Source organism: Paraburkholderia acidiphila (assembly GCF_009789655.1).
Classification (GTDB): Bacteria; Pseudomonadota; Gammaproteobacteria; order Burkholderiales; family Burkholderiaceae; genus Paraburkholderia; species Paraburkholderia acidiphila.
The window spans coordinates 2,239,194-2,263,274 of record NZ_CP046909.1 but is presented as its reverse complement, the minus strand read 5'-3'; the positions used below and the strand labels follow the sequence as shown (position 1 = coordinate 2,263,274).

Annotated in this window: 25 protein-coding genes; 17 read left to right on the top strand and 8 right to left on the bottom strand. The window is 64.7% G+C overall.

The window, feature by feature from the left end; genetic code table 11:
• Positions 1-39 precede the first annotated feature (39 nt).
• Positions 40-1,350: a lytic murein transglycosylase B gene (mltB, locus tag FAZ97_RS10195; protein ID WP_158758325.1), complete on the bottom strand. Its 1,311-nt coding sequence runs from the start codon at positions 1,348-1,350 to the stop codon at positions 40-42.
• A 216-nt stretch (positions 1,351-1,566) separates the two neighbouring features.
• On the opposite strand from mltB, the gene FAZ97_RS10190 reads away from it, so the two are divergent.
• Together FAZ97_RS10190 and FAZ97_RS10185 are read left to right on the top strand one after the other, a co-directional pair.
• Positions 1,567-2,493: a histone deacetylase family protein gene (locus FAZ97_RS10190; RefSeq protein WP_158758324.1), complete on the top strand. Its 927-nt coding sequence runs from the start codon at positions 1,567-1,569 to the stop codon at positions 2,491-2,493.
• A gap of 55 nt (positions 2,494-2,548) precedes the next feature.
• Positions 2,549-3,343: an enoyl-CoA hydratase gene (locus FAZ97_RS10185; protein ID WP_158758323.1), complete on the top strand. Its 795-nt coding sequence runs from the start codon at positions 2,549-2,551 to the stop codon at positions 3,341-3,343.
• Positions 3,344-3,356: 13 nt separating this feature from the next.
• On the opposite strand, the gene FAZ97_RS10180 is transcribed toward FAZ97_RS10185, so the two are convergent.
• Entirely contained in the window at positions 3,357-4,247 is an 891-nt protein-coding gene (locus FAZ97_RS10180) for an alpha/beta hydrolase (protein WP_158758322.1), read from the bottom strand.
• A gap of 281 nt (positions 4,248-4,528) precedes the next feature.
• Here FAZ97_RS10180 and FAZ97_RS10175 point away from each other — a divergent pair, with 281 nt between their 5' ends.
• From FAZ97_RS10175 to FAZ97_RS10150, 6 genes are all read left to right on the top strand, one after another.
• Positions 4,529-5,563, top strand: coding sequence for a methionine ABC transporter ATP-binding protein (locus FAZ97_RS10175; protein WP_158758321.1), 1,035 nt, complete (start codon positions 4,529-4,531; stop codon positions 5,561-5,563).
• A complete protein-coding gene (locus FAZ97_RS10170; protein ID WP_158758320.1) occupies positions 5,553-6,206 on the top strand; it encodes a methionine ABC transporter permease in 654 nt (217 codons plus the stop codon). Before FAZ97_RS10175 ends, FAZ97_RS10170 begins: the two co-directional genes overlap by 11 nt.
• A 55-nt stretch (positions 6,207-6,261) precedes the next feature.
• Positions 6,262-7,059, top strand: coding sequence for a MetQ/NlpA family ABC transporter substrate-binding protein (locus FAZ97_RS10165; protein ID WP_158758319.1), 798 nt, complete (start codon positions 6,262-6,264; stop codon positions 7,057-7,059).
• 222 nt (positions 7,060-7,281) lie between these two features.
• Entirely contained in the window at positions 7,282-8,031 is a 750-nt protein-coding gene (locus FAZ97_RS10160; RefSeq protein ID WP_133183693.1) for an electron transfer flavoprotein subunit beta/FixA family protein, read from the top strand.
• A 14-nt stretch (positions 8,032-8,045) separates the two neighbouring features.
• The gene (locus FAZ97_RS10155; protein ID WP_158758318.1) at positions 8,046-8,981 is read left to right on the top strand and encodes an electron transfer flavoprotein subunit alpha/FixB family protein; all 936 of its coding nucleotides are present in this window, start codon (positions 8,046-8,048) and stop codon (positions 8,979-8,981) included.
• 134 nt (positions 8,982-9,115) lie between these two features.
• On the top strand, positions 9,116-10,903 hold the full coding sequence (locus FAZ97_RS10150) for an acyl-CoA dehydrogenase (RefSeq protein ID WP_158758317.1): 1,788 nt from the start codon (positions 9,116-9,118) through the stop codon (positions 10,901-10,903).
• An 87-nt stretch (positions 10,904-10,990) separates the two neighbouring features.
• On the opposite strand, the gene FAZ97_RS10145 is transcribed toward FAZ97_RS10150, so the two are convergent.
• Entirely contained in the window at positions 10,991-12,277 is a 1,287-nt protein-coding gene (locus FAZ97_RS10145; RefSeq protein ID WP_158758316.1) for a D-amino acid dehydrogenase, read from the bottom strand.
• Between the two features lie 177 nt (positions 12,278-12,454).
• Between FAZ97_RS10145 and FAZ97_RS10140 the strand changes: the two genes are divergently transcribed.
• On the top strand, positions 12,455-12,943 hold the full coding sequence (locus tag FAZ97_RS10140) for an Lrp/AsnC ligand binding domain-containing protein (protein ID WP_042261052.1): 489 nt from the start codon (positions 12,455-12,457) through the stop codon (positions 12,941-12,943).
• Between the two features lie 75 nt (positions 12,944-13,018).
• A complete protein-coding gene (locus FAZ97_RS10135; RefSeq protein WP_158758315.1) occupies positions 13,019-14,206 on the top strand; it encodes a PA0069 family radical SAM protein in 1,188 nt (395 codons plus the stop codon).
• A gap of 16 nt (positions 14,207-14,222) precedes the next feature.
• On the opposite strand, the gene FAZ97_RS10130 is transcribed toward FAZ97_RS10135, so the two are convergent.
• Entirely contained in the window at positions 14,223-14,696 is a 474-nt protein-coding gene (locus FAZ97_RS10130; RefSeq protein WP_158758314.1) for an NINE protein, read from the bottom strand.
• A 153-nt stretch (positions 14,697-14,849) separates the two neighbouring features.
• Positions 14,850-15,926 carry a PQQ-dependent sugar dehydrogenase gene (locus tag FAZ97_RS10125; protein WP_233271675.1) on the bottom strand — a complete coding sequence of 359 codons (1,077 nt, stop codon included), beginning with the start codon at positions 15,924-15,926 and terminating at the stop codon, positions 14,850-14,852.
• Between the two features lie 309 nt (positions 15,927-16,235).
• Between FAZ97_RS10125 and rpsP the strand changes: the two genes are divergently transcribed.
• The 6 genes from rpsP to FAZ97_RS10095 all read left to right on the top strand — a co-directional run bounded on the left by rpsP (position 16,236) and on the right by FAZ97_RS10095 (position 20,636).
• Positions 16,236-16,499 carry a 30S ribosomal protein S16 gene (rpsP, locus tag FAZ97_RS10120; RefSeq protein ID WP_028206744.1) on the top strand — a complete coding sequence of 88 codons (264 nt, stop codon included), beginning with the start codon at positions 16,236-16,238 and terminating at the stop codon, positions 16,497-16,499.
• A gap of 93 nt (positions 16,500-16,592) precedes the next feature.
• Positions 16,593-17,357 (top strand): ribosome maturation factor RimM, encoded by a 765-nt coding sequence (gene rimM, locus FAZ97_RS10115; RefSeq protein WP_158758313.1) that lies wholly within the window; start codon positions 16,593-16,595, stop codon positions 17,355-17,357.
• Between the two features lie 53 nt (positions 17,358-17,410).
• Positions 17,411-18,178, top strand: coding sequence for a tRNA (guanosine(37)-N1)-methyltransferase TrmD (trmD, locus tag FAZ97_RS10110; RefSeq protein WP_158758312.1), 768 nt, complete (start codon positions 17,411-17,413; stop codon positions 18,176-18,178).
• Positions 18,179-18,329: 151 nt separating this feature from the next.
• Positions 18,330-18,725, top strand: a complete 396-nt coding sequence (gene rplS, locus FAZ97_RS10105) for a 50S ribosomal protein L19 (protein WP_028206741.1) — start codon at positions 18,330-18,332, stop codon at positions 18,723-18,725.
• Positions 18,726-18,811: 86 nt separating this feature from the next.
• A complete protein-coding gene (locus FAZ97_RS10100) occupies positions 18,812-19,549 on the top strand; it encodes a CoA pyrophosphatase (protein ID WP_158758311.1) in 738 nt (245 codons plus the stop codon).
• A 148-nt stretch (positions 19,550-19,697) separates the two neighbouring features.
• The gene (locus FAZ97_RS10095; protein ID WP_133183679.1) at positions 19,698-20,636 is read left to right on the top strand and encodes a CobD/CbiB family protein; all 939 of its coding nucleotides are present in this window, start codon (positions 19,698-19,700) and stop codon (positions 20,634-20,636) included.
• Between the two features lie 80 nt (positions 20,637-20,716).
• Here FAZ97_RS10095 and FAZ97_RS10090 read toward each other — a convergent pair whose 3' ends face one another.
• Genes FAZ97_RS10090 through FAZ97_RS10080 form a run of 3 tightly spaced genes read right to left on the bottom strand, consistent with a single transcriptional unit; the run spans position 20,717 to position 23,279 of the window.
• Positions 20,717-21,040, bottom strand: coding sequence for a putative signal transducing protein (locus FAZ97_RS10090; protein WP_028206738.1), 324 nt, complete (start codon positions 21,038-21,040; stop codon positions 20,717-20,719).
• A 23-nt stretch (positions 21,041-21,063) separates the two neighbouring features.
• Positions 21,064-22,005, bottom strand: coding sequence for a ribosome small subunit-dependent GTPase A (gene rsgA / locus FAZ97_RS10085; protein ID WP_158758310.1), 942 nt, complete (start codon positions 22,003-22,005; stop codon positions 21,064-21,066).
• Entirely contained in the window at positions 22,002-23,279 is a 1,278-nt protein-coding gene (locus tag FAZ97_RS10080; protein ID WP_158758309.1) for a M48 family metallopeptidase, read from the bottom strand. The genes rsgA and FAZ97_RS10080 overlap by 4 nt, the downstream gene beginning before the upstream one ends.
• A gap of 112 nt (positions 23,280-23,391) precedes the next feature.
• On the opposite strand from FAZ97_RS10080, the gene orn reads away from it, so the two are divergent.
• The gene (orn, locus tag FAZ97_RS10075; RefSeq protein ID WP_158758308.1) at positions 23,392-24,021 is read left to right on the top strand and encodes an oligoribonuclease; all 630 of its coding nucleotides are present in this window, start codon (positions 23,392-23,394) and stop codon (positions 24,019-24,021) included.
• The last annotated feature ends 60 nt before the right edge of the window (positions 24,022-24,081 follow it).

Genomic DNA, 24,081 nt, shown 5'->3' with positions numbered 1-24,081 from the left:
CGGTGTTTCCGAAGGCCGATTTGTTTGGTGCGGCTGAAATTAGTCTTGCTGGCCGGGTGGCGTCGTGCCTGTACCGTTCGGGGCGCCGTTCATGCCGTTGCCATTTCCGTTGCCGCCGCCGTTGCCACCGTTTCCACCATTCCCGTTCGCCGGGCCCACACCTACGCCGGGCTGCGTCGCCAGCATCTGCGCCTTCACGCGCATACCGAGTTGATACACCGCGAGCGCATAAAAGAAGCTGCGATTATAGCGCGTGAGCACATAAAAATTCTTGAGCCCGAGCTTGTACTCCGTGCCGCGTCCGGGCGAGGGCAGGTCGATCACCGTAACGGGCGTGCCCGCCTCGGCGGCGACGTCCACGTCCGGCTGGTCGAGCACGAGCCCCGAGCGCAGCAACTGGCTGAGCGGCCAGCGTGGTTCCGGCTTGCCGTCCGCGGCGGCTTGCGCAATGCCGAGACTGCCCGCGTCGGTCGCGATATTCCACACCACGGGCCGGCCCGATTCCCAGCCGTTCTGCCGCAGATAGTTCGCCACGCTGCCGATCGCGTCGGCCGTGCTCGCGCGCAGGTCGATGTGATTGTTGCCCTCGTAGTCCACCGCGTACTGCACGATGCTGCTCGGCAGGAACTGCGGAATGCCGATCGCTCCCGTGTACGACCCGAGCACCGAAGACGGGTCGATCTGCGCGTCGCGCGTCCACACGAGATAGTCTTCGAGATTCTTGCGGAACGTTGCCATGCGCTCGGCGCGATTCGGCGTGTTCGGATAATCGAAGGCCAGCGTGGTGAGCGCATCGAGCACGCGGAAGTTGCCCATGTAGCGGCCGTAAATCGTCTCCACGCCGATGATGCCGACGATCACCTCAGGCGGCACGCCAAACTCTTCCGACGCGCGCTGCAGCGTGGCCTGGTTCGCACGCCAGAAGCGCACGCCCGCATTGATGCGTACCGGGTCGAGAAAGCGCGCCTGATACGCGCGCCAGTTTTTCACGCCCGGCACGGGCGAGGGCGTGACGAGCTTCACCGCCGTCGCCGAATAATTCGCGCTCGCGAAGAGCGCGTGCAGCGCGGTGGGATCGAAGTCGTAGCGCGCCACCATGTCGTTGATGAAGCCGTCGACATCCGGATTGTTCGCGTAGCGCTGCGGGACGATTTCCTCTTCGAACGTCTGGCCTTGCGTCGGCGTTTGCGGCTGGGCTTGCGCGAGCGTGAGCGGCGTCTGTCGCGATTTCGGCGCGGCAGTTTGCGCGCGCGCCGCGCCGGTGCACAACGACGCCGCGACGCAAAGCGCGAGTGCGAGGGTCGTGCGACGTGGGCGGCTGGAGGCGGACAGAGCGGTCGTGTGCGTCATGAGCGAGAGAGGGGGAGAGCGGTCCAGGAAGATCCCGGGCAGTATAACCGAGCGCCTTATGGGAATTGGGCCGTTGCGCGCCGGCGTGGCGCGTGAGCACCAGGTCGCTGTGGTAACGTGGTGTCTGTTCGCGCGCCGGCCGGCGCGCCGCCAGACAAAAGACAGACGGAGACCCGCGGCCGCGCACATGCGCGAAGCTCGCGGCCAGTGCGACCCATGACAACCGGTTTCTTCTCTCACCCCGATTTTCTGCTGCACGAGATGGGCGAATGGCATCCCGAATGCCCGGCGCGCCTGCAGGCTATCGAAGACCAGCTGATCGCGAGCCGCATCGACGGGCTGATCGAGCGCGACGAATCGGCGCCGCTTGCCACCGAAGCGGATCTCCTGCGCGTGCATACCCAGGCGCACATCGACTTCATCCGCAACCTGGCGCCCAAGGAAGGCTACGCGAGCGTCGACCCCGACACGCTGATGAATCCGCACACGTGGCAGGCGGCGCTGCGCGCGGCGGGCGCGGCGATCGCGGCCACCGATGCCGTGCTCGCAGGGCGCTACGAAAACGCGTTCTGCAGTGTGCGGCCGCCCGGCCATCACGCGGAGCCCGCGCGCGCGATGGGCTTTTGCTTCTTCAACAACATCGCGATCGCGGCGCGCCATGCACTGGAAGTTCATGGCCTTCAGCGCGTGGCGATCGTCGATTTCGACGTCCATCACGGCAATGGCACCGAAGCGGCGTTCGCAGGCGATCCGCGCGTGCTGATGTGCAGCTTCTTCCAGCATCCGTTCTATCCGTATTCGGGGGCCGAGAATCCGGCGCCGAACATGGTCAACCTGCCGATTGCGGCGCGCACGAAAGGCATGGAAGTGCGCGAGGCCATCGACATCATGTGGCTGCCGCGCCTGCACGAATTCAAGCCGGAGATGGTGTTCGTCTCGGCGGGCTTCGACGCGCATCGTGAAGACGATCTCGGCAACATGGGGCTCGTGGAGGACGACTTCGCGTGGATCACGGAACAGATTCGCGAGATCGCGGGCCGCTATGCGAAGGGGCGTATCGTGAGCAGCCTCGAAGGCGGCTATAACCTCTCGGCGCTTGGCCGCAGCGTGGTCGCGCATTTGCGGGTGCTGGCGGATATCTAGGCAACCGCATCCAGTCACCCGTTGTCACGCATATCGAACGAAGGAGACATGCATCGTGAGTGCCATTCCCTCCGCCTCGCCATCGCTCGTCGAAGTCACGCGCGACGCGTATGGCGTGCAAGGCGTCGTGAGCCTTACGCTGAACCGTCCGGATGCGTTCAACGCGCTTTCCGAAGCGCTGATCGATGCGGTGCAGACCGAACTCGCCGCGCTGGCGAAATCGGATGCGCGTGTGATCGTCATCGCTGCAGCGGGCCGCGCGTTCTGCGCGGGCCACGATCTCAGGGAAATGCGCGCGGCGCCTTCTCGGGAGTACTACGCGAAGCTGTTCGAGCGCTGCTCGAAGATGATGCTGGCCATTCAAAAGATGCCGCAGCCGGCGATCGCGCGCGTGCAGGGCGTGGCGACGGCGGCGGGCTGCCAGCTCGTCGCGATGTGCGATCTGGCGGTGGCGGCGGATACGGCGCGCTTTGCCGTGTCAGGCATCAATCTCGGGCTCTTCTGCTCGACGCCTGCCGTGCCGCTCTCGCGCAACGTTTCGCGCAAGGCGGCCTTCGAGATGCTGATGACGGGCGAATTCATCGACGCCGAAAAAGCCCTGCGCGAAGGCCTCGTGAATCGCGTGGTCCCCGCCGACGAACTCGACGCCGCCGTGACGGCGCTTGCCGCGAGCATCTGTGCGAAGCCACGCGAAGCGGTCGCGGCCGGCAAAGGGCTCTTCTACCGGCAGCTCGAAATGGGCATCGAAGCCGCGTATCAACTGGCCGGACAGACCATGGCCTGCAACATGATGACCGACCCCGCGCTCGACGGCGTGCAGGCATTCATCGAGAAACGCGGGGCGAAATAGCGCGAGGGGCCGCTCAGCAGTGCCGGTCGATCCAGTCGATCATGGCTCCGATCACGCGCTCGCGATCGAGGTCGTTGAGCGTCTCGTGGTAGCAGCCTTCATAGAGCGTAAGCGTGCGATCGGGCGATCCGACGTTCGCGCCGAATGCGCGGCTGCCTTCGGGCTCGGTGAGTTTGTCCTCGGTGCCATGCCAGATCAGCACGGGTAGCCGCAATTGTGCGCGGCCGGCCTCGATGCGCTTCATCGCTTCCAGTAGTTGCGCGCCCGTGCGCGCGGGAATCGCGCCGTGATGCACGAGCGGATCCGCGCGATTCGCCTCGACCACGGCGGCGTCGCGCGCGAGCAGCGCCGCGTCGATCTTCATGGCCGGAAAGGTCGGCCAGATTGCGCTGATCACGCGGCTCGCGGCGATCATCCATGCGGGCACATCGCGGCCCGGCGCCAGCGCCGCGCTCGAAAGCAGCAAGCCCGCGAGCGGCACGCGCGTTTGCGGCAAGCGTTCGACGGCGTAGAGCGCGGCGATTGCGCCGCCCATGCTGTGGCCCATCAGGAAGAGCGGAGTGCGCTGTGCGGCGCATTGCGCGCTCGCGTGCGCGAGCAGCGCTTCGGCGTCGTCGAGATATTCGTCAAAGCGCGCAACCCAGGTGCGGCGGCCAAGTGCATGCCCATGACCGCGCAGATCGATTGCGTAGAGGTCGATGCCCGCGGCGTTCAGCCGCGTCGCAAGCGCGGCATAGCGGCCCGCATGTTCCGCGAGGCCATGAACCAACGCGAGGGCCGCGCGCGGCGGCGCGTTCGCGCGCCAGACATAGAGCGGCAATTCGACGCCGTCGCGCGTGCGTAGCGTCGATCGCTCGGTGGGCTCCGTGGCTTCCGATGCGCCGATGTTCTGACTGGTCTCCATCTCGCTCCCTGGTTGGGCGGTTCGTTTTCGGTGTCAGTCTGTCGGCAGCAGTGTAGCGGCCGGGCGAACGCCAACGCGTTGCCAGAGCCCTCTAATGCAAACGAGTTATGAAAGTATCGAAATTGATTATTAAAAGGAATTTTGCGTGCCAGGGTAAAATGGCCCACTAAATCCAGTCCATCAAACGGCGGCTGTCTGCCGGCGCGACGCGTTTTCCGGGAATCCGAAAGGAGCGGTCAATGCGAGCGGCGCGCGGCACACCCGCCGTTTTGCTTTTTTCCATGATCGAAATTCGAAACGTGTCCCAGCGCTTCGCCGGCCCACAAGGCTGGATCGAGGCGCTGCACAACGTCAATCTGACGATTCCGCCGGGCGAAGTGTTCGGCATCATCGGGCGCAGCGGCGCAGGCAAGAGCACGCTCGTGCGCACCATCAACCTGCTCACGCGGCCCACCGAAGGCGACATCGTCGTCAACGGGCGCACGCTCACTTCGCTCTCGTCGGGCGACCTGCGCGAAGCGCGCCGCGAGATCGGCATGATCTTCCAGCACTTCAACCTGCTGTCGTCGCGTACGGTATTCGACAACGTCGCGCTGCCACTGGAGCTTGCAGGCGTGAAGCGCGCCGAGATCGAAGCGACGGTGCTGCCGCTGCTCGATCTGGTCGGCCTCACCGCGCAGAAGGACCGCTATCCCTCGCAGATCAGCGGCGGCCAGAAGCAGCGCGTGGGCATTGCGCGCGCGCTCGCGAGCAAGCCGAAGGTGCTGCTTTCGGACGAGGCGACCTCGGCGCTCGACCCCGAAACGACGCGCGCGATTCTCGACCTGCTGCGCAAGATCAATCGCGAATTGAATCTGACCGTCGTGATGATCACGCACCAGATGGAAGTGATCAAACAGGTCTGCGACCGCGTGGCCGTCCTCGATGCTGGCCGCGTAGTGGAAAGCGGCCCCGTGCTCGACGTGTTTTTGCAGCCGCGCCACGAAGTCACGCGCGCGCTGCTCGGCGACGTGATCGCCCAGGAATTGCCGCCCGCGCTCAAGGCGCGCGTGGCGGAGCGCCTCGCGAAGGGCAGCGGCCATTTGCTGCGGCTCGCGTTCAAGGGCACGGGCGTCGACCAGCCGGTGTTGTCGGAAACGATTCGCCGCTTCGAACTCGATTTCAACATCCTGCATGGCCAGATCGACGAGATCCAGGGGCAGGCGTTCGGCTCGCTCGCGGTGCTCGCGGGCGGCGATCCGGTGAAGGTGGCGCAGGCCATTGCGTGGCTGCGCGAGCAAGGTGTCGTGGTGGAGGAGTTGTCCCATGTGGAGTGAAATGTTCGACATGTTCGTCCAGTCGTTCTGGGAGACGCTCATCATGGTGGGCATCTCGGGACTCGTGGGCGCGGCCATCGGCCTGCCGCTCGGCGTGCTGCTCTATCTCACCGACCGCAACGGCGTGCTGCAGAACATCGCCGCGAATCGCGTGATGGGCGTGATCGTCAACGCGGTGCGCTCCACGCCGTTCATCATCCTGCTGGTTGCCGTGATTCCGTTCACGCGTGTCGTGGTCGGCTCGTCGATCGGCACGGCGGCCGCCATCGTGCCGCTCACCATTGCCGCCGCGCCGTTCATCGCGCGGCTCGTGGAAACCGCGCTGCGCGAAGTCGATCGCGGCCTGATCGAAGCCGCCCAGGCCATGGGCGCGAGCACGAGCCAGATCGTCTTCAAGGTGCTGCTGCCCGAATCGCTGCCCGGCGTGGTGGCGGGGCTCACCATCACGTTCATTTCGCTCGTCGGCTATTCGGCCATGGCGGGTGCGATCGGCGGCGGCGGTCTTGGCGACCTCGGCATCCGCTACGGCTATCAGCGCTTCGAGCCCGAAGTCATGCTGATCGTCGTCGTGATCCTGATCGTGTTCGTGCAACTCGTGCAGTCGTTCGGCGACTGGCTCGTGCGGCGCTTGAGCCATAAATAAGCCTTAAAACAGGCAGTTTTTCGATCAACATAACTACACAAGACAAAGGTTGGGTATGCAACGTCGTTTCATGATCCGGCTCGCGGTGGCGCTTGGCGCGGCTTCGCTCTTCGCTCCGCTTGCTGCGCACGCGGACGAAACCATCAAGGTCGGCGTGACGGGCGGTCCGCACGAGCAGCTGATGGAAGTCGTGAAGAGCGTGGCCGCGAAGAACGGCCTGAACATCAAGATCATCGAGTTCTCCGACTACGTACAGCCGAATGCGGCGCTCGCGGGCGGCGACCTCGACGCCAACAGCTACCAGCATGGTCCGTATCTCGATGCGCAGGTGAAGGATCGCGGCTACAAGCTCATCAAGATCGCGGACACGGTCACGTTCCCGATGGGCATCTACTCGAAGAAGATCAAATCGCTGTCCGAACTGAAGCCGGGTGCTCGTATCGCGGTGCCCAATGATCCGACGAATGGCGGCCGCGCGTTGCTGCTGCTGCAAAGCCAGGGTCTCATCAAATTGCGCGCCAACGCAGGTTTGAAGGCCACGCCGCTCGACATCGTGGAAAACCCCAGGAAGCTGAAGATCGTCGAACTGGACGCCGCGCAGATTCCGCGTTCGCTCGATGACGTGGACGCCGCCGCGATCAACACGAACTTCGCGATGGAAGCGGGCCTGAAGCCGAAACAGGACGCGATCGCAATCGAAGACCCGAAGGGGCCTTACGTGAATATCCTCGCGATCCGCGAGGCCGATCGCAACAAGCCCTGGGTGGCCAAACTGGTCGCCGCGTACCACTCGCCGGAAGTGAAGCAGTACATCGAAACGAAGTTCGGCGGGGCGGTCATCACCGCCTGGTAAGCCCCTCCAGGCGGTGAAATTAGAGATATTTTTCGGCGCCCGGGCTTGATGCCCGGGTTTTTTCCACCGTAAAATCGCACGATCGTTCGCTACTGATGGCCGGGGTGAAGCAGGGGGTGCGGCAGCGGTGGTTCGTGAAAATTGCTGGTGGCAGATCGGCCCGACAGGGCTATCGCTATAATGTCCGCCAGGTTGACGTATTCGTAACTTCGGAGCATGTGAATGAAAGTCCTTGTGCCAGTCAAACGCGTAGTCGATTACAACGTGAAGGTTCGTGTGAAGTCGGATGGCACGGGCGTCGACATCGCCAACGTGAAGATGTCGATGAACCCGTTCGACGAAATCGCCGTGGAAGAAGCGGTGCGTCTGAAGGAAGCGGGCGTGGCGACGGAAGTCATCGCCGTTTCCGCGGGCGTCACGCAAGCGCAGGAGACGCTGCGCACGGCGCTGGCCATCGGCGCGGACCGCGCGATCCTTATCGAGTCGAACGAAGACCTGCAGCCGCTGGCTGTCGCCAAGCTGCTGAAGGCGCTGGTCGACAAGGAACAACCGCAGCTCGTGATCCTCGGCAAGCAGGCTATCGACGACGATTCGAACCAGACCGGTCAGATGCTCGCCGCTCTCGCGAACCTGCCGCAAGCCACGTTCGCCTCGAAGGTCGTGGTTGCCGACGGCAAGGCGACCGTGTCGCGCGAAGTGGACGGCGGCGCGGAAACGCTGTCGCTCACGCTGCCCGCCGTGGTCACGACGGACCTGCGCCTGAACGAGCCGCGCTACGTCACGCTGCCGAACATCATGAAGGCGAAGAAGAAGCCCCTGGAGACGGTCAAGCCGGAAGACCTGGGCGTCGATGTCACGCCGCGTCTGAAGACGCTGAAGGTTGCCGAGCCGCCCAAGCGCAGCGCTGGCGTGAAGGTGCCGGACGTGAAGACGCTGGTCGAGAAGCTGAAGACCGAAGCCAAGGTGCTGTAAGGAGCGAGACGAAAATGACGAATCTGGTTATTGCTGAACACGACAATCACTCGATCAAGGCCGCGACGTTGAACACCGTCGCTGCAGCACAGAAGATTGGCGGCGACGTGCATGTGCTGGTCGCGGGCCACAACGCACAGGCAGCAGCGGACGCAGCCGCGAAGATCGCAGGCGTGGCGAAGGTGCTGCTGGCGGACGCGCCGCAACTCGAACAGGGTCTTGCCGAAAACGTCGAAGCGACGGTCCTGAGCATTGCGAAGAACTATTCGCACATCCTCGCGCCGGCAACGGCAGCGGGCAAGAACGTCACGCCGCGTATCGCCGCGAAGCTCGACGTCGCGCAGATCAGCGACATTACCGCTGTCGATTCGCCGGACACGTTCGAACGTCCGATCTACGCGGGCAATGCGATCGCAACGGTGCAATCGGTCGACCCGATCAAGGTCATCACCGTTCGCACGACGGCATTCGACGCAGTCGCGGCCGAAGGCGGCAGCGCAGCCGTCGAGAAGCTCGACGCGGCAGCGGACAGCGGCCTCACGCAGTTCGTCGGCCGTGAAGTCACGAAGCTCGACCGCCCTGAACTCACGAGCGCGAAGATCATCGTCTCGGGCGGCCGGGGTCTTGGCAGCGGCGAGAACTACACGAAGGTTCTGGAACCGCTGGCGGACAAGCTCAACGCAGCGCTCGGCGCCTCGCGCGCAGCAGTGGACGCTGGCTACGTGCCGAACGACTATCAAGTGGGTCAGACCGGCAAGATTGTCGCGCCGCAACTGTATGTGGCAGTCGGCATCTCGGGTGCGATCCAGCATCTGGCCGGCATGAAGGACTCGAAGGTGATCGTCGCGATCAACAAGGACGAAGAAGCACCGATCTTCAGCGTGGCCGACTACGGCCTCGTGGGCGACCTGTTCACGGTCGTGCCGGAACTCGTGAAGGAGCTCGGCTGAAGCTGGCCGGTGTATCCCGCGACGAGCGCCGCGATCATGATTGAGCGCGCGGTGTGAGACGAAGCAACAAAGGGGCGCTGCGGCGCCCCTTTGTCATTTGAGGAACCGCACTCCGGAAAGGGGAGGAGACTGACATGTACCAGGCGCCCACGAGCGACATGCTGTTCGTCATGAAGGAACTGGCCGGCCTCGAAGCGATCGCGAAACTGCCGGGCGGCGAAGACGCGACGCCCGAAACCGTCGAAGCGGTGCTGCACGAAGCGGCCAGGCTGTGCGGCGAGGTGCTCGAGCCGCTGAACGCCGAAGGCGATCGAAATCCGAGCCGCTGGGAAAGCGGCAACGTGCACGCCACGCCCGGATTCAAGGTGGCATTCCGGCAATACGTGGAAGGCGGCTGGCAGGGCGTGCAGCATCCTCAGGAATACGAAGGACAGGGCTTGCCGAAGCTCGTCGGCACGCCGTGCGTGGAAATGCTCAACGCGGCGAATCTCTCGTTCGCGCTGTGCCCGCTGCTCACCGACGGCGCCATCGAAGCGCTTCTCACCGCCGGCACCGAAGCGCAGAAGCAGCGCTTCGTGCCGAAGCTCATCTCGGGTGACTGGACCGGCACGATGAACCTCACCGAGCCCCAGGCGGGCTCGGATCTCGCGGCCGTGCGCACGCGCGCCGAGCCGCAAGGCGACGGCACGTTCAAGCTGTTCGGCACGAAGATCTTCATCACGTGGGGTGAGCACGACATGGCCGGGAACATCGTCCATCTCGTGCTCGCGCGCACGCCCACCGCGCCCGAAGGCGTGAAAGGCATTTCGCTTTTCATCGTGCCCAAGTTCCTCATCAACGAAGATGGAACGCTTGGTGCACGCAACGACGTGCATTGCGTGTCGATAGAACACAAGCTCGGCATCAAGGCGAGCCCGACCGCCGTGCTGCAATTCGGCGACCATGGCGGCGCGATTGGCCAGTTGATCGGCGAAGAGAATCGCGGCCTCGAATACATGTTCATCATGATGAACGCGGCGCGTTTCGCCGTGGGCATGCAGGGCGTGGCCGTTTCCGATCGCGCGTACCAGAAGGCGCTCGCCTATGCGAAGGAGCGCGTGCAGAGCCGCCCGGTGGACGGCTCCGCGAAAGCGGCAGTGAGCATCATCCATCACCCGGATGTGCGCCGCATGCTTGCGACAATGCGTGCACTCACCGAAGCCGCGCGCGCACTCGCGTACGTGGCGGCGGGCGAGAGCGATCGCGCGCATGGCGATCCCGACGAGGCGGCCCGCGCGCGGCATCAGGCGCGCTACGAATATCTCGTGCCGATCGTGAAGGGCTGGAGCACCGAACTCGCGCTGGAAGTGACGAGCCTTGGCGTGCAGGTGCATGGCGGCATGGGCTTCATCGAGGAGACGGGCGCGGCGCAGTTCTACCGCGACGCGCGCATTCTGCCGATCTACGAAGGCACGACGGCCATTCAGGCCAACGACCTGATCGGGCGCAAGACGCTGCGCGACGGCGGCGCGGCCGCAAGGGCGCTGCTTGCCGATATCGCTCAGACCGTCGACGCGTTAGCGGGGCAACAAGGCGCGGCGTTCGAGTCGATGCGCAGGCATCTTGCACTCGGTCGCGAGGCGCTGGCCTCGGCCGTGAACTTCGTGCTGGCGAAGGCGAAGAGCGATCCGAACGCGGTGTTCGCGGGCAGCGTGCCGTATCTGAAGCTGGCGGGCATCGTGCTGGGCGGCTGGCAGATGGCGCGTGCGATGCTCGCCTCGCAGCGTCTCATGCAGACCGATCCGAAATTCCATGGCGCGAAGATCGCCACGGCGCAGTTCTTCGCGCAACACGTCTTGCCGCAGGCGGTGGCGCTCGAAGTGGCGATCGTCAGCGCAAACGGCAGCGAGGGCGTGCTGGCGCTGGCGGAAGATCAGTTCTGATGCCGCGCGCCAATCGTAGCGAGTGAGTCGAGAAATGAAACACGGCGCCCCGCAGGCGCCGTGTTCGTTCATGCCGAAAGCTTGTCTTCAGGCATAAGCCGGGCGATGCGAGCCCTGCGTGTCGCCGAGATAGCGGTGCACCGAAAGATCGTCGGCGCGAATGGCGGGCTGCTTGCCCGAAATCAGGTCGGCGAGCAGTTGGCCCGAACCGCACGACATCGTCCAGCCGAGCGTGCCGTGGCCCGTGTTCAGGAACAGGTTCGAGATCGGTGTGCGGCCGACGACCGGCGTGCCGTCCGGCGTCATCGGGCGCAGGCCGGTCCAGAAGGTGGCCTTCGTAGTGTCGCCGCCGCCCGGGAACAGGTCGTTCACGCACATTTCGAGCGTTTCGCGACGGGCTTGCTTGAGCGACTTGTCGAAGCCGACGATCTCGGCCATGCCGCCCACGCGGATGCGGTCGTCAAAACGCGTGATCGCGATCTTGTAGGTTTCGTCGAGCACGGTCGAAACGGGCGCGGCGTCGGCGTTGACGATCGGCGCCGTGATCGAATAGCCCTTGAGCGGATAGACCGGAATCTTCACGATGTCCGCGAGCATCTTCGTCGAGAAGGAGCCGAGCGCGACCACGAACGAATCGGCGCGCACGAGTTCGTTGCCGCATTGCACGCCCGCGATGCGGTCGCCCTGCATGACGAGGCCGTCGATCGGCGTGTTGTAGCGGAATTTCACGCCCAATTGTTCGGCCATCGCGGCGAGGCGCGTGGTGAACATCTGGCAGTCGCCGGTTTCGTCGCCGGGCAGACGCAGGCCGCCCGTGAGCTTGCCCGACACCGCGGCGAGCGCGGGTTCGGCGCGGCCCAGTTCGTCGGCGGTGAGCAGTTCGTACGGAACGTTCGCGTCCTTCAGCACGGCGATGTCCTTCGCCGCGCCTTCGAACTGCTGCTGCGTGCGGAACACCTGGAGCGTGCCGCCCGTGCGGCCTTCATACTGAATGCCCGTGTCGGCGCGCAGCGCCTGCAGGCAGTCGCGGCTGTATTCGGCGAGGCGCACCATGCGGCCTTTGTTCAGCGCATAGCGTTCGGCCGTGCAGTTCTGCAGCATCTGCCACATCCACTGCAGCTGGAACTTCGTGCCGTCCAGGCGAATGGCGAGCGGCGCATGCTTCTCGAACATCCACTTGATCGCCTTGAGCGGGACGCCCGGCGCGGCCCACGGTGCGGCGTAGCCCGGCGAGATCTGGCCGGCGTTCGCAAAACTCGTTTCGAGCGCGGGACCGGCCTCGCGGTCGATCACCGTCACTTCGTGGCCCGCGCGGGCGAGATACCAGGCGCTGGCCACACCGACCACACCACTGCCCAACACGACGACTCGCATAGCTGCTCCATATCAATTCGTTGGGGCTACGCCGTATTGCCGGGACCCACGTAGCGCTGTTTTGGCACCGATAGGGTGGAAGGCATGAAAATTCGGATGTAGCCAGTATTTGTAGCTATGCTATTGTTGTATGACCAGGTTTTGTTATCGTATTTTTGAGATTTTCGGGAAGAATTCATGAGAACGCAGCGCCAACCGGTCCGCGCGCTCGACCGGCTCGATCACCGCATCCTGAAGCTGCTCCAGGAGGACGGCCGCATGGCCATGAAAGACCTCGCGGAGCAGGTCGGGCTCTCGGTCACGCCGTGTATCGAACGGGTGAAGCGCATGGAGCGCGACGGGGTCATCACGGGCTATTTCGCGCGCGTGAATCCCTCGGTGCTGGGCGCGGCGCTGCTCGTGTTCGTGGAGATCACGCTCGACCACAAGAGCGGCAACATGTTCGACCAGTTCCGCCGCGAGGTGCAGAAGATTCCCGAGGTGCTCGAATGCCACCTCGTTTCGGGCGACTTCGACTATCTCATCAAGGCGCGCATTGGCGAGATGGCCGACTATCGCAAGCTGCTCGGCGACATCCTCCTGCAACTGCCCGGCGCGGTTCAGTCGAAGAGCTACGTGGTGATGGAAGAGATCAAGGAGACGCTGACTATCGCCGTTGGGGAATGAGTGGCGGAAAGCGCCCCGTTTTTAGGACTCGACATCGCGGCTCAATACTGTATATTTATACAGTATTGAGCCGCGATGTTTCATGTCCTGTTTGCTTTTGCCGTGACCGATTCCCGCCACCCCGATCCCGATAGCTGGTACCCCGTTGCGCCGCCCACGGCACGCAAGGGGCGCGGTGCCGTGACGAACCTGCAAGGGCGCTACGAGGTGGACCAGCGCGAAACGTTCGACGATGGTTGGCAACACGCGGGCGAAGTCGAAGACGAAGGTGGGAAGGGCCAGAGCCATGAAGCCGGCGAGCCCAAGCTGCGGACCGAAGTCTTCGAAGAGCGCGCGAAAAGCATCCTCACGCGCAACCAGTCGCCCGACATTCCGTTCAACGTCTCGCTCAATCCTTATCGCGGTTGCGAGCACGGCTGCATCTATTGCTTCGCGCGGCCTACGCACAGCTACCTCGGCCTCTCGCCGGGGCTCGATTTCGAAAGCCGTATCTATGCAAAGGTGAATGCCGCGGAGTTGCTGGCGCGGGAAATCGCAAAGCCATCATACGAGCCTGAGCCGATCGCGCTGGGCGTGAACACGGACGCCTGGCAACCGGTGGAGCGCGACATGCGTATCACGCGGCGCGTGGTCGAGGTGCTGGCCGAGCGCGAGCATCCGTTCGCGGCCATCACGAAGTCCTCGCTGATCGAGCGCGATCTCGACCTGCTCGCGCCGATGGCCGCGCGCAATCAATTCATGGCGGCCATCACGATCACCACGCTCGACGCCGATATCGCCCGCTCGCTCGAACCGCGTGCGGCGACACCTGCGCGGCGGCTGCGTACCATTCGCACGCTGGCCGAAGCCGGCGTGCCGGTGGGCGTGAGCATCGCGCCCGTCATTCCGTTCGTGACCGAGCCCGACATGGAGCGCGTGCTCGAAGCCTGCGCCGAGGCCGGTGCAACGAGTGCGAGCTATATCGTGCTGCGCCTGCCGTGGGAGGTCGCGCCGCTCTTCCAGGATTGGCTGGCGGCGCACTTCCCGCAGCGCGCCGAACGTGTGATGAGCCGCGTGCGCGACATGCGTGGCGGCAAGGACTACGAGTCGGCGTTTTCGCAGCGCATGAAGGGCACGGGGCTTTGGGCCGACCTGCTCAAGCAGCGCTTTCACAATGCGGTGCGGCGCCTCGGGCTCAATGAGCGGCGCCACGGCATTCTCGATATGTCGGCGTTCGTGCAGTCGAAGACCGTGCGTGAAAAGCCGCAACTCGACTTGTTCTGAGTGGGCTCGCGGCGTGTTATTGCGAGATAGCCTTTGCGGCCTCGACCTGCGACTCGAAATACGTCTGGAACGAAAGCGCGAGTCCCGTCATCAGCAGGAAGGCGCCGATCAGCAGCGAAAAGATCACGACGAAGATCACCGTCCAGCCCGAGCGGCTCGTGCGGCCCTGCTGCGCGAACGCGGCATTAAACTGCGCGTCCCATTTGGCGTCGGGGCGCAGCCCATAAACGATTGCCGCCAGAAACGCCGAAAGGACCGACACCGCGCCGATCACGGCGAGCCCCCAGCCGGGAATCGAGGCGCGTTCGGTTGCGACGAGCAGCATCACGCCAGGAATGCCGATGAGCGTGCCGAAAAGATGCGCCCAGCCCCACACGTCGCGCGGGCCGTACAGGTAGTAGCGATGTGCGCCGAGGCTGCCAAAGAGGAACGCGAGGGCGGCGGTGAGTGTCTTGGAGCGAAAGCGTGCGGGGTTGTTTTCGTTGGGCATGGGCTCGGGCGTAACGTGGACGTTCGGCCGGCATGGGCGCATCACGCTATCGCACACGGGCCGCTGGGCATTGTATGCCGCACGTCCGGCTTGCAGCACAAGCGCGCGCTTATGTTCGGCAGCATGTCGGCATGCTCTAACGTGGCGCGCGCGTCACGGCTTGGTGTACGTCACGCGATAGATCGCCCCCGCATAGTCGTCGCTGATCAGGAGCGAGCCGTCGGGCAACGGCAGCACGTCGGCGGGGCGGCCCCATTGGGTCTCGTCGGAATTCAGCCAGCCCTGCGCGAACACTTCCTGGCGTGCGTTCGTGCCGTCGGGGTTGGCGCTCACGCGCACCACGCGGTAGCCGACCTTCTTGCTGCGATTCCACGAGCCATGCTCGGCGATAAAAATGCTGTTCCTGTAGTCGACCGGGAACATCGAGCCGGTGTAGAAGCGCATGCCGAGCGACGCCACGTGCGCACCGAGTCTTGAGACCGGAGGCGTGAAGCTGCTGCACGGATGCCCTGCGCCGAACTCGGGGTCGGCGACGTTGCCGCCGTGACAATACGGGAAGCCGAAGTCCTCGCCCACGTGCGCGAGGCGGTTGAGCTTGTCGTCGGGGATGTCGTCGCCGAGCATGTCGCGGCCGTTGTCGGTGAACCAGAGCTCGTGCGTCTGCGGATGCCAGGCGAAGCCGACGGTGTTGCGCACGCCGCGCGCGATGGTCTCGTAGTGCGAGCCGTCGGGGTCCATGCGGCCGATCATCGCGAAATGCACGCGCTGCGGGTCGCTCGCCGGCAGGCAGACGTTGCACGGCGCGCCTTGCGGCACGTACAGCTTGCCATCGGGGCCGAAGGCGATGAACTTCCAGCCGTGGTGGCGCTCGGTGGGCAGCGAATCCGTGACGACTACGGCCTTGGGCGGATCGTCGAGATGACGGTCGATATCGTCGAGCCGCACGATCGACGATACTGCCGAGACGTACAATGCGCCGTTGCGCCAGGCCACGCCCACCGGCATCGTCAGCCCGGAGGCCACGATATGGCGTTTTTCCGCTTTGCCGTCCTTGAGTTCCAGTGCGTAGACGTCGCCGCCCATACTCCCTACATATAGGGTGCCATTGCCCGAGAGCGTCATTTCGCGTGCGCCGGGAACGTCGGCGGAGAGCACCTCGATGTGGAAGCCGGGCGGCAGTTTGATGCGCTCGATGGGAAGCGCCCCGTGAGCGAGCGGTGCCGCGAGCAGGGCGGCGGCGGAGACAAGCCACGCCGCCGCGAAAGGTCGGGCCGACGCTCGGGACGCCGGGAATAGGGCGCTGTTACGCACGCCGCCGCTGCGCGCGCGACGCAGCCATTGCACGAGTCGTCTGAAAGTCGCCACAATTCGCTCCAGGGCCCGTCCACCGTGGGCACGAGCCGCAGTTTGACCGCCGTGTCCCGCCGCTTTCTCAGCGCCAGCGTGCAATTTCCCGTTAAGTGTTTGTTATGGCTTCGGTTTCGGGCTATAATCGCATGTTTCAGTAGTCCCGAACCCCCGGTTTTCAAGGATTTTAGTATGGTCATCATCCGTCTGGCACGTGGCGGCTCGAAGAAGCGCCCGTTCTACAACATCGTCGCAACCGACTCGCGCAACCGTCGCGACGGCCGTTTCATTGAGCGCGTGGGTTTCTACAACCCGGTCGCCACCAAGGGTGAAACGCTGCGTATCGCTCAAGATCGCGTGACGTACTGGAAGGAAAACGGCGCGCAAATGTCGCCGGCCGTCGAGCGCCTCGTGAAGGAAGCGCAAAAGACCGCCGCCGCTGCGCCGGCTGCTTAAGTCTTTAAGCGTCTTTCAGTCTGTTGTCTGTGTTTTACCTGCGTATGCGCTCCATGAGCGTGTGCGATATCAAGCTGGTCGCAAGGGGTGCCGATGTCCGTGAATGACGCTAAATCTGCCGTAAAGGCGAACGACGCGTCGGAAAGCGGGGCGCCCGAAGCTGCAACAAGTGTTGCGACCGGCGGTGCTGGCAAGGCTGCGGCCCGCGGTACGCCTTCGTTTGGTGCGTTCGTGCGCAAGCCTGCGCGCGAGAGCGTCGCGAAAGCTGCGTCCGCAACCGAAGGCCTGCGCGCCGAAACCGAAGCGAGCTGGCCGGCCGACGCCGTTGAAGTCGGCGCCGTGATCGACGCCTACGGCCTCAAAGGCTGGCTGAAGATCGCGCCGCACGCGCAGGACGGCCGCGCGCTGCTTTCCGCTAAACGCTGGTGGCTCCTCAAGGGCCGCGAGGGTCAGGGGCACCGCGAGCGTCATTCGGCGGTGTGCGTGAGCGCCAAGGTTCATGGTGACAGCGTCGTTGGCCAGCTTTCGGGTCTGGCCGACCGCGATGCCGCGCTGCTGTTGCGCGGCGCGCGCGTGTACGTGAGCCGGGCCGATTTCCCGGCGCCCGCAGCCGACGAATATTACTGGGTCGACCTGATCGGCCTCGACGTCGCCAACGAGGCGGGCGTCGAGCTCGGCAGGGTTGCCGACCTGATCGACAATGGCGCGCAATCGGTGTTGCGTGTCACGTACCCGTCCACGGACAAGGATGGCAAGCCGGCTACCGGCGAGCGCCTGATCCCGTTTGTGGGTGTGTTCGTGAAGACGGTGGACCTGGCGGCGAAGCGTATCGTCGTCGACTGGGAAGCCGACTACTAAGCAATACGGTCATACCGCGCGCCTTGATTCAATTTCGCTGAACGGAGAGAGCGATGCAGTTCGATGTCGTCACGCTCTTTCCCGAGATGTTCCGCGCGCTGACCGACTGGGGTATTACCAGCCGGGCGGCGAAGCAGCAGCGTTACACGTTGCGCACGTGGAATCCGCGTGATTTCACGACCGACAACTATCGCACGATCGACGACCGTCCTTACGGCGGCGGCCCCGGCATGGTCATGCTGGCCAAGCCGCTCGAAGCGGCGATCGACGCGGCGAAGGCTGCGCAGGCGCAAGCCGGCGTGGGCGCCCCGCGTGTGCTGCTGATGTCGCCGCAAGGCAAGCCGCTCACGCACGAACGCGTCATGCAGTTCGCGCAGGAGCCGGGTCTCGTGATGTTGTGCGGCCGCTATGAAGCGATCGACCAGCGTCTCGTCGACCGCTGCGTGGACGAAGAAGTGAGCCTCGGCGACTTCGTGCTCTCGGGGGGCGAATTGCCCGCGATGGCCTTGATGGACGCCGTGGTGCGCAACCTGCCGGGTGTGCTGGGCGACGCGCTTTCGGCGGTGCAGGACAGCTTCGTCGAAGGTTTGCTCGACTGTCCGCATTACACGCGCCCCGAGGAATACGACGGCGTGCGTGTGCCCGATGTGCTGCTTGGCGGCCATCACGCGGAAATCGAGTTGTGGCGTCGCCGCGAGGCATTGCGCAACACGTGGAGCAAACGGCCCGATCTGATCGAGCGGGCCAGAAAGAACAAGATGTTGAGCCGTGCCGACGAGGCGTGGCTCGCTAGTCTCGCGAAGGGCTCGAACGAAGCGTAAGGCTTCGGGCGTGCGCGACAAGGGGCGCAAAAGGCGGTGCCGCTTCATGCGTGAACGGCGCCAGTTGTGAATCCATCCTCTATCGGGGCCGTAGTTGCAGGTCATCCTGCACAGGTACGAACGCCGACAAGATGGCATACGGAGTCAATCCATGAATCTGATTGAAAAACTCGAGCAGGAAGAGATCCAGCGCGTGCTGGGCGAGAAGACCATCCCCGAATTCGCCCCCGGCGATACGGTGATCGTCAACGTGAACGTGGTTGAAGGTAACCGCAAGCGCGTTCAGGCATACGAAGGCGTCGTGATCGCGAAGCGTAACCGCGGCCTGAACTCGTCGTTCATCGTGCGCAAGATCTCGTCGGGCGAAGGCGTCGAGCGTACGTTCCAGACGTACTCGCCGTTGCTGGCCAGCATCGTGGTGAAGCGCCGCGGCGACGTGCGTCGCGCGAAGCTGTACTACCTGCGCAACCTGTCGGGCAAGAAGGCACGTATCAAGGAAAAGCTGGTGTCGAAAGACCGCGCAGCTGCTCCGGCCGATCAGGCGTAAAAGCTGTAAGAAAGAAGCACCCTCCGGGGTGCTTTTTTCTTTTTGGCCGCAGAATACTCTCGTGTACGTGTAATCCGGGACGCCCGTTGATCCGCCCAGTATTTGAACCCGAAAGCCTGCCGATCGAATCGACGGGCGCGAGCCTTCCGCAGGTCGCCGCGGAACGCCTGACCGCCGCCGGTTTGCGCGCGCGCTTCGAGCAGCGCCTGCCGTGGGACCCCGAACCGCAGGAAGCCCGTCTTGCCGAGATGCGCGATCCGCGCGAGGCCGCCGTGCTCGTGCCCCTTGCGATGCGCCCCGGCGGCCTGACCGTGCTGCTCACGCAGCGCGCCGACAACCTCAGCAATCACGCGGGGCAGGTGAGCTTTCCCGGCGGCAGCCGCGAGCCTTCCGACGCGACGCCCATCGCCGCCGCGTTGCGCGAGGCGCAAGAGGAAGTGAACCTCGACCCGGCGCGTGTCGAGGTGCTCGGCGCGTTGCCCGAATATCTGACGGGCACGGGCTTCAAGGTCACGCCCGTGGTCGGTCTCGTGCACGAGCCGTTCAGCCTTGCCGCCGACTCGCTCGAAGTGGCGAGCATCTTCGAGGTGCCGCTGAGCTTTCTCATGAACCCGGTGCATCACCAGGTGCGCGTGTTCCGTTGGGACGGGGGCGAGCGGCGCTTTTATGCGATGCCTTATCCGGATCGTAATGCGCCCGACCGCAATACGCCGGATCGCAACGTGCAAGAGCCCGCAGTCGTTTCAGGCGTAGGGTCTTCCCACTTCATCTGGGGCGCGACGGCGGGCATGCTGCGCAACTTCTACCGCTTCCTGCTCGCGTAACACGTCTGGCGGCGTGAGCAAGCGCCGCCGCGCACTGTTGCGAGATTGCCGCCCGATTGGCCGGCGATGGTCAGGCACATCTGGCCCTGTGATATCGTTGCAACACTTTCTAAAACCCTTTCGCAACTCGATCTGCACGGCGCGTCGCATGACCTTCTTTTCCGTATTGCTGGCCCTCGTCATCGAACAGGTGCGGGCGCTGTCGCCCAATAATCCGGTCATGGCGCTCGTGCGCCTCAATGCGGAATGGGCCGCTCACGGCTTCGATGCCGGCAAGCAGAAGCACGGCCTCATTGCCTGGCTCGTGGTTGTGCTGCCGTGGACCCTCGCCACGGCGCTCGTCTACTACGTGCTCTACCACATCAGCTTTGTGCTGGCGTTCCTGTGGAACGTGGTAGTCGTGTACTTCACGCTCGGTTTTCGCCAGTTCAGCCACTATTTCACCGACATCCATCTCGCGCTGAACAACGACGACGTGCCGCGCGCGCGTGAAATCCTCCACGAATGGACCGGTATCGACGCCGTGGACATGCCTGTGAGCGAGATCGTGCGCCACACGCTCATTCATGCGGTGATCGCCTCGCATCGGCACGTGTTTGGCGTGTTCTTCTGGTTTCTCGTGCCGATCGGGCCCGCGGGCGCCGTGCTGTACCGCATTGCCGAATACCTCGCGCGCGAGTGGGCGCGTCCGGCGGAAGACCGCACCGAGGCGTTCTCGAACTTCGCTCAACATGTGTTCTTCGTGATCGACTGGGTGCCGGCGCGGCTCACGTCGCTCGGCTTTGCGATCGTCGGCAACTTCGAGGACGCGATCTACGCCTGGCGCAACCACACGAACCAGTGGCCCGATACCAACGAAGGCGTGCTGCTCGCCACCGGCAGCGGCGCGCTTGGCGCTCGCCTTTCGGGGCCGCTCGCGGAGCAGTCCAGCGTCGACGTGCTTGCGCAGCCGGGCGAGGGCGGTCCGTACACGGTGGGCGACGACTGCACGCCGCGCACGCTGCAATCGGCGGTGGGTCTTGTGTGGCGCGCCGTGATCCTGTGGATGATCCTGCTCCTCATGCTGACGATCGCCGTCTGGCTCTGAGCGCAGGTCGCCAAGCCAAGCCGCAAACACGCAAACGGGCCGCTAAAAGCGGCCCGTTTGCTTTTCAGGCAATGCGGACGTCACTCGTCGCGCACGTCGCGATCGCGTCCGCAATTCCAGCAAACGGTGAACTGCGCCTCGAGCACCTCGCCGCAACGCGCGCAGCGCCACGTGGGCGAACCGGGTGGCGGCCCGTTCACCGCCTCGTCGATCAAACGCCGGGCGAGCTTCTCGTCGCGTTCGTCCACGAGCCACAGTTCGGGCGCGCACTGCTCGGCGGGAATCTCGCCCATTGCGCCGCTCAGGTAGCGGTTGTGCAGCTCGCACGGTACGCCCGCCGTCGCCAGGATGTTCATCCAGTGCTGGGCGATCAGCAGATTCGGCGCACGGACGAGCTTGAGCATGGGGCGCAGGGGCAGGCGGCGCGTTAGCGCACGACCTGGCTGATCTCGTGCATGAGCTGCGCGTAGAGCGCCTGGCGCTCCGGCGCGATGCGGCCATCGTCGACGGCTTCAAGGATCGCGCAGCCCGGCTCGTGCAGGTGATGGCAGTTGTAGAAGCGGCAGTGCGCGAGCAGCGGCCGGAACTCGGGGAACGCGCGCTCGAGCTTGCCTTCGGTGAGGTGATAGAGGCCGAACTCCTGGAAGCCCGGCGAATCGATCAGCGCGCCGCCCTCGGGCAAGCTGTAAAGCCGCGTGAACGTCGTGGTGTGGCGGCCGCTGTTCAGCGCCGTCGAGATCTCGCGCGTCGCGGCTTCGGCATCGGGAATCAGCAGGTTCACGAGCGTCGACTTGCCCATGCCCGACTGGCCGAGCAGGATCGTCTGATGGCCGTGCAGGTGCTCGGCGAGCACCGCGCGCGCCTCCTCGGGACGCCCCTTCACGGAAACCTCCAGCACCGTATAACCCAGCGCGCGATACCGTTCGAGGCGCTGGCGCGCAAGCGGCAGCGCGGCCTGAACGTCGATCTTGTTGAGCACGATGAGCGGCTTGAGATCGTTGGCCTCGGCGGCCACGAGCGCGCGCCCGAGCAGGTCCTCGCTGAAGTGCGGCTCGGTGGCGAGCACGATCAGCAACTGGTCGAGGTTCGCCGCGAAGAGCTTCGACTTGAACTGGTCGGAGCGGTAGAGCAGGTTGCGCCGCTCGCCGATCGCGACGATCACGCCCTGATCGGCGGAAGTCGATTGATATTCGACGCGGTCGCCCACTGCCACCTCGCTCTTCTTGCCGCGCGGGAAGCATTGCAGGTGCGCGCCGCCGCCGTCGGGCGCGACGAGATAGTGGCGCCCGTGGGCGGCGATCACCACGCCGTGCAGCGTGGCACCTGGGGCTTTAGCGCTGCCGGCGGCTTTCGTTGCGCGCCGGTTCATGCGTGCGCGAGCAGTCGGTCGATCCGCTGCGAAGCCGGCGGATGCGAGTAGTAGAACGCGGTATAGAGCGGGTCGGGCGTGAGCGTCGACGCGTTGTCCTCGTAGAGCTTCACGAGCGCGTTGACGAGATGCTGCGCGTCGGTTTGCGTGGCGGCGAAGGCGTCGGCCTCGAACTCGTGCTTGCGCGACGAGAGGCTGCCAAGCGGCGTGACGAAGAACAGGAACACCGGCACCGCGAGGAAGAACAGCACGAGCGCGAGCCCTTCGTTGCCGCCGAGCAGCGACGGCCGCACACCGAGACCTTCGTAGAACCACACGCGCTGCGAGAGCCAGCCGAGCAGGGCGAGCAGCGCCAGGCTGATCGCGAAAGTGACGACCATGCGCTTGATCACGTGACGGCGCTTGAAGTGGCCGAGTTCGTGCGCGAGCACAGCCTCGATCTCGCTGCCGGAGAGGCGCGCGAGCAGCGTGTCGAAGAACACGATGCGCTTGGCTGCACCAAAGCCCGTGAAATAGGCGTTGCCGTGCGCGGAGCGGCGGCTGCCGTCCATCACGAACAGGCCCTTGGCCGCGAAGCCGCAGCGCTGCATGAGCGCTTCGATGCGCGAGCGCAGGGCTTCATCGCGCAGCGGTTCGAACTTGTTGAAAAGCGGCGCGATGAAGGTGGGATACAGCACCAGCACGAGCATCTGGAAGGCGACCCAAACGGCCCACGTCCAGAGCCACCAGAGGCTGCCCGCCTGCTTCATGAGCCAGAGCACGACGAAGAGCAGCGGAATGCCGAACGCGGCGCCGATCAACAGCCCCTTGATGCGGTCCATGATGAAAATGCGCTTCGTCATGCGGTTAAAGCCGAAGCGCTCCTCGACCACGAACTGGCGGTAGTAGTCGAGCGGCAGTTCGACCACGCCGGAAATGGCCAGCACGGCCCCGATGAGGGCGATCTGGCCCACATAGTCGCGCCCGATCGCATCCGAGATGCCGAGGTCGAGCGCCTGCACGCCGCCGAGCAGCGTGAGCGCGATCAGCACCACGGCGCCGAGCACGATCTCGACCATGCCGAGACGCGTGCGCGCAACCGTGTAGTCGGCGGCGCGCTGATGCGCGGCGAGAGGGATGGTCGCGGTGAACTGCGCGGGCACCGCGCCGCGGTGGGCGGCCACGAAGCGGATCTGGCGCGAAGCGAGCCAAAGCTTGGTCGCGACCATGGCAAGCAGGGCCACGACGAAGAGCACGCTGAAGTACAGCGCAGGGGAGGGGGACAGATTAGGCATCCAGGAAGTCCGTGGTATCTATGCGACAATTATATGTTCTCGCCGGCCGGGCATCGCATCCTGTCGATGCCGCGCACGCGCCGCGCCTCCAACGCTCTCCGGGTTGCCTTCCATGACTGACATTACCGCTGCCGGCGCACCGCTCATCGAGCGCACCGACATGAACCTGATCTGGCTCGATATGGAAATGACGGGGCTCGATCCCGACAACGACCGCATCATCGAGATCGCAGTGGTGGTGACGAACTCGACGCTCGACAAGCTCGTGGAAGGCCCCGTGCTGGCTATCCACCAGCCGGAGTCGGTGCTCGACCGCATGGACGAATGGAACCGCAACACGCACGGCCGCTCTGGCCTCACCGAGCGCGTGCGGGCGTCGACCGTCACGGAAGAAAGCGCGACCGAGCAGATCATGGCGTTCCTTTCACAGTACGTGCCGCCGGGCAAGTCGCCGATGTGCGGCAACTCGATCTGCCAGGACCGCCGCTTCATGGCGCGCTGGATGCCCACGCTCGAGCGCTTCTTCCACTACCGCAACCTTGACGTGAGCACGCTCAAGGAGCTGTGCCGCCGCTGGCAGCCGACTATCTACAAGGGTTTCCAGAAGCGCGCGTTGCACACGGCGCTTGCCGACATCCATGAGTCGATCGACGAACTCAAGTACTACCGCGAGCACTTCCTCGTTCCGGCGCCGGGCATTGTGCCCGACGTGGCGACGGGCGAGGCCGGTCCGGCGCTTTGATCTGACCGAAAACGGCAACGCGGCGGCGGGTGCGTCCCGCCGTCGCCGCGTTGTGCATAT

What these genes read in the sequence shown, in the direction of transcription:
- FAZ97_RS10170 (WP_158758320.1), top strand. Translation starts at nt 5,553, where the DNA reads ATGTGGAGTGAAATGTTCGACATGTTCGTCCAGTCGTTCTGGGAGACG.
- FAZ97_RS10140 (WP_042261052.1), top strand. Translation starts at nt 12,455, where the DNA reads ATGAGAACGCAGCGCCAACCGGTCCGCGCGCTCGACCGGCTCGATCAC.
- FAZ97_RS10165 (WP_158758319.1), top strand. Translation starts at nt 6,262, where the DNA reads ATGCAACGTCGTTTCATGATCCGGCTCGCGGTGGCGCTTGGCGCGGCT.
- FAZ97_RS10155 (WP_158758318.1), top strand. Translation starts at nt 8,046, where the DNA reads ATGACGAATCTGGTTATTGCTGAACACGACAATCACTCGATCAAGGCC.
- FAZ97_RS10095 (WP_133183679.1), top strand. Translation starts at nt 19,698, where the DNA reads ATGACCTTCTTTTCCGTATTGCTGGCCCTCGTCATCGAACAGGTGCGG.
- rimM (WP_158758313.1), top strand. Translation starts at nt 16,593, where the DNA reads ATGTCCGTGAATGACGCTAAATCTGCCGTAAAGGCGAACGACGCGTCG.
- FAZ97_RS10080 (WP_158758309.1), bottom strand. Translation starts at nt 23,279, where the DNA reads ATGCCTAATCTGTCCCCCTCCCCTGCGCTGTACTTCAGCGTGCTCTTC.
- mltB (WP_158758325.1), bottom strand. Translation starts at nt 1,350, where the DNA reads ATGACGCACACGACCGCTCTGTCCGCCTCCAGCCGCCCACGTCGCACG.
- rpsP (WP_028206744.1), top strand. Translation starts at nt 16,236, where the DNA reads ATGGTCATCATCCGTCTGGCACGTGGCGGCTCGAAGAAGCGCCCGTTC.
- FAZ97_RS10135 (WP_158758315.1), top strand. Translation starts at nt 13,019, where the DNA reads ATGTTTCATGTCCTGTTTGCTTTTGCCGTGACCGATTCCCGCCACCCC.
- FAZ97_RS10160 (WP_133183693.1), top strand. Translation starts at nt 7,282, where the DNA reads ATGAAAGTCCTTGTGCCAGTCAAACGCGTAGTCGATTACAACGTGAAG.
- orn (WP_158758308.1), top strand. Translation starts at nt 23,392, where the DNA reads ATGACTGACATTACCGCTGCCGGCGCACCGCTCATCGAGCGCACCGAC.
- FAZ97_RS10130 (WP_158758314.1), bottom strand. Translation starts at nt 14,696, where the DNA reads ATGCCCAACGAAAACAACCCCGCACGCTTTCGCTCCAAGACACTCACC.
- FAZ97_RS10180 (WP_158758322.1), bottom strand. Translation starts at nt 4,247, where the DNA reads ATGGAGACCAGTCAGAACATCGGCGCATCGGAAGCCACGGAGCCCACC.
- FAZ97_RS10150 (WP_158758317.1), top strand. Translation starts at nt 9,116, where the DNA reads ATGTACCAGGCGCCCACGAGCGACATGCTGTTCGTCATGAAGGAACTG.
- FAZ97_RS10175 (WP_158758321.1), top strand. Translation starts at nt 4,529, where the DNA reads ATGATCGAAATTCGAAACGTGTCCCAGCGCTTCGCCGGCCCACAAGGC.
- FAZ97_RS10090 (WP_028206738.1), bottom strand. Translation starts at nt 21,040, where the DNA reads ATGCTCAAGCTCGTCCGTGCGCCGAATCTGCTGATCGCCCAGCACTGG.
- trmD (WP_158758312.1), top strand. Translation starts at nt 17,411, where the DNA reads ATGCAGTTCGATGTCGTCACGCTCTTTCCCGAGATGTTCCGCGCGCTG.
- rsgA (WP_158758310.1), bottom strand. Translation starts at nt 22,005, where the DNA reads ATGAACCGGCGCGCAACGAAAGCCGCCGGCAGCGCTAAAGCCCCAGGT.
- FAZ97_RS10190 (WP_158758324.1), top strand. Translation starts at nt 1,567, where the DNA reads ATGACAACCGGTTTCTTCTCTCACCCCGATTTTCTGCTGCACGAGATG.
- FAZ97_RS10145 (WP_158758316.1), bottom strand. Translation starts at nt 12,277, where the DNA reads ATGCGAGTCGTCGTGTTGGGCAGTGGTGTGGTCGGTGTGGCCAGCGCC.
- rplS (WP_028206741.1), top strand. Translation starts at nt 18,330, where the DNA reads ATGAATCTGATTGAAAAACTCGAGCAGGAAGAGATCCAGCGCGTGCTG.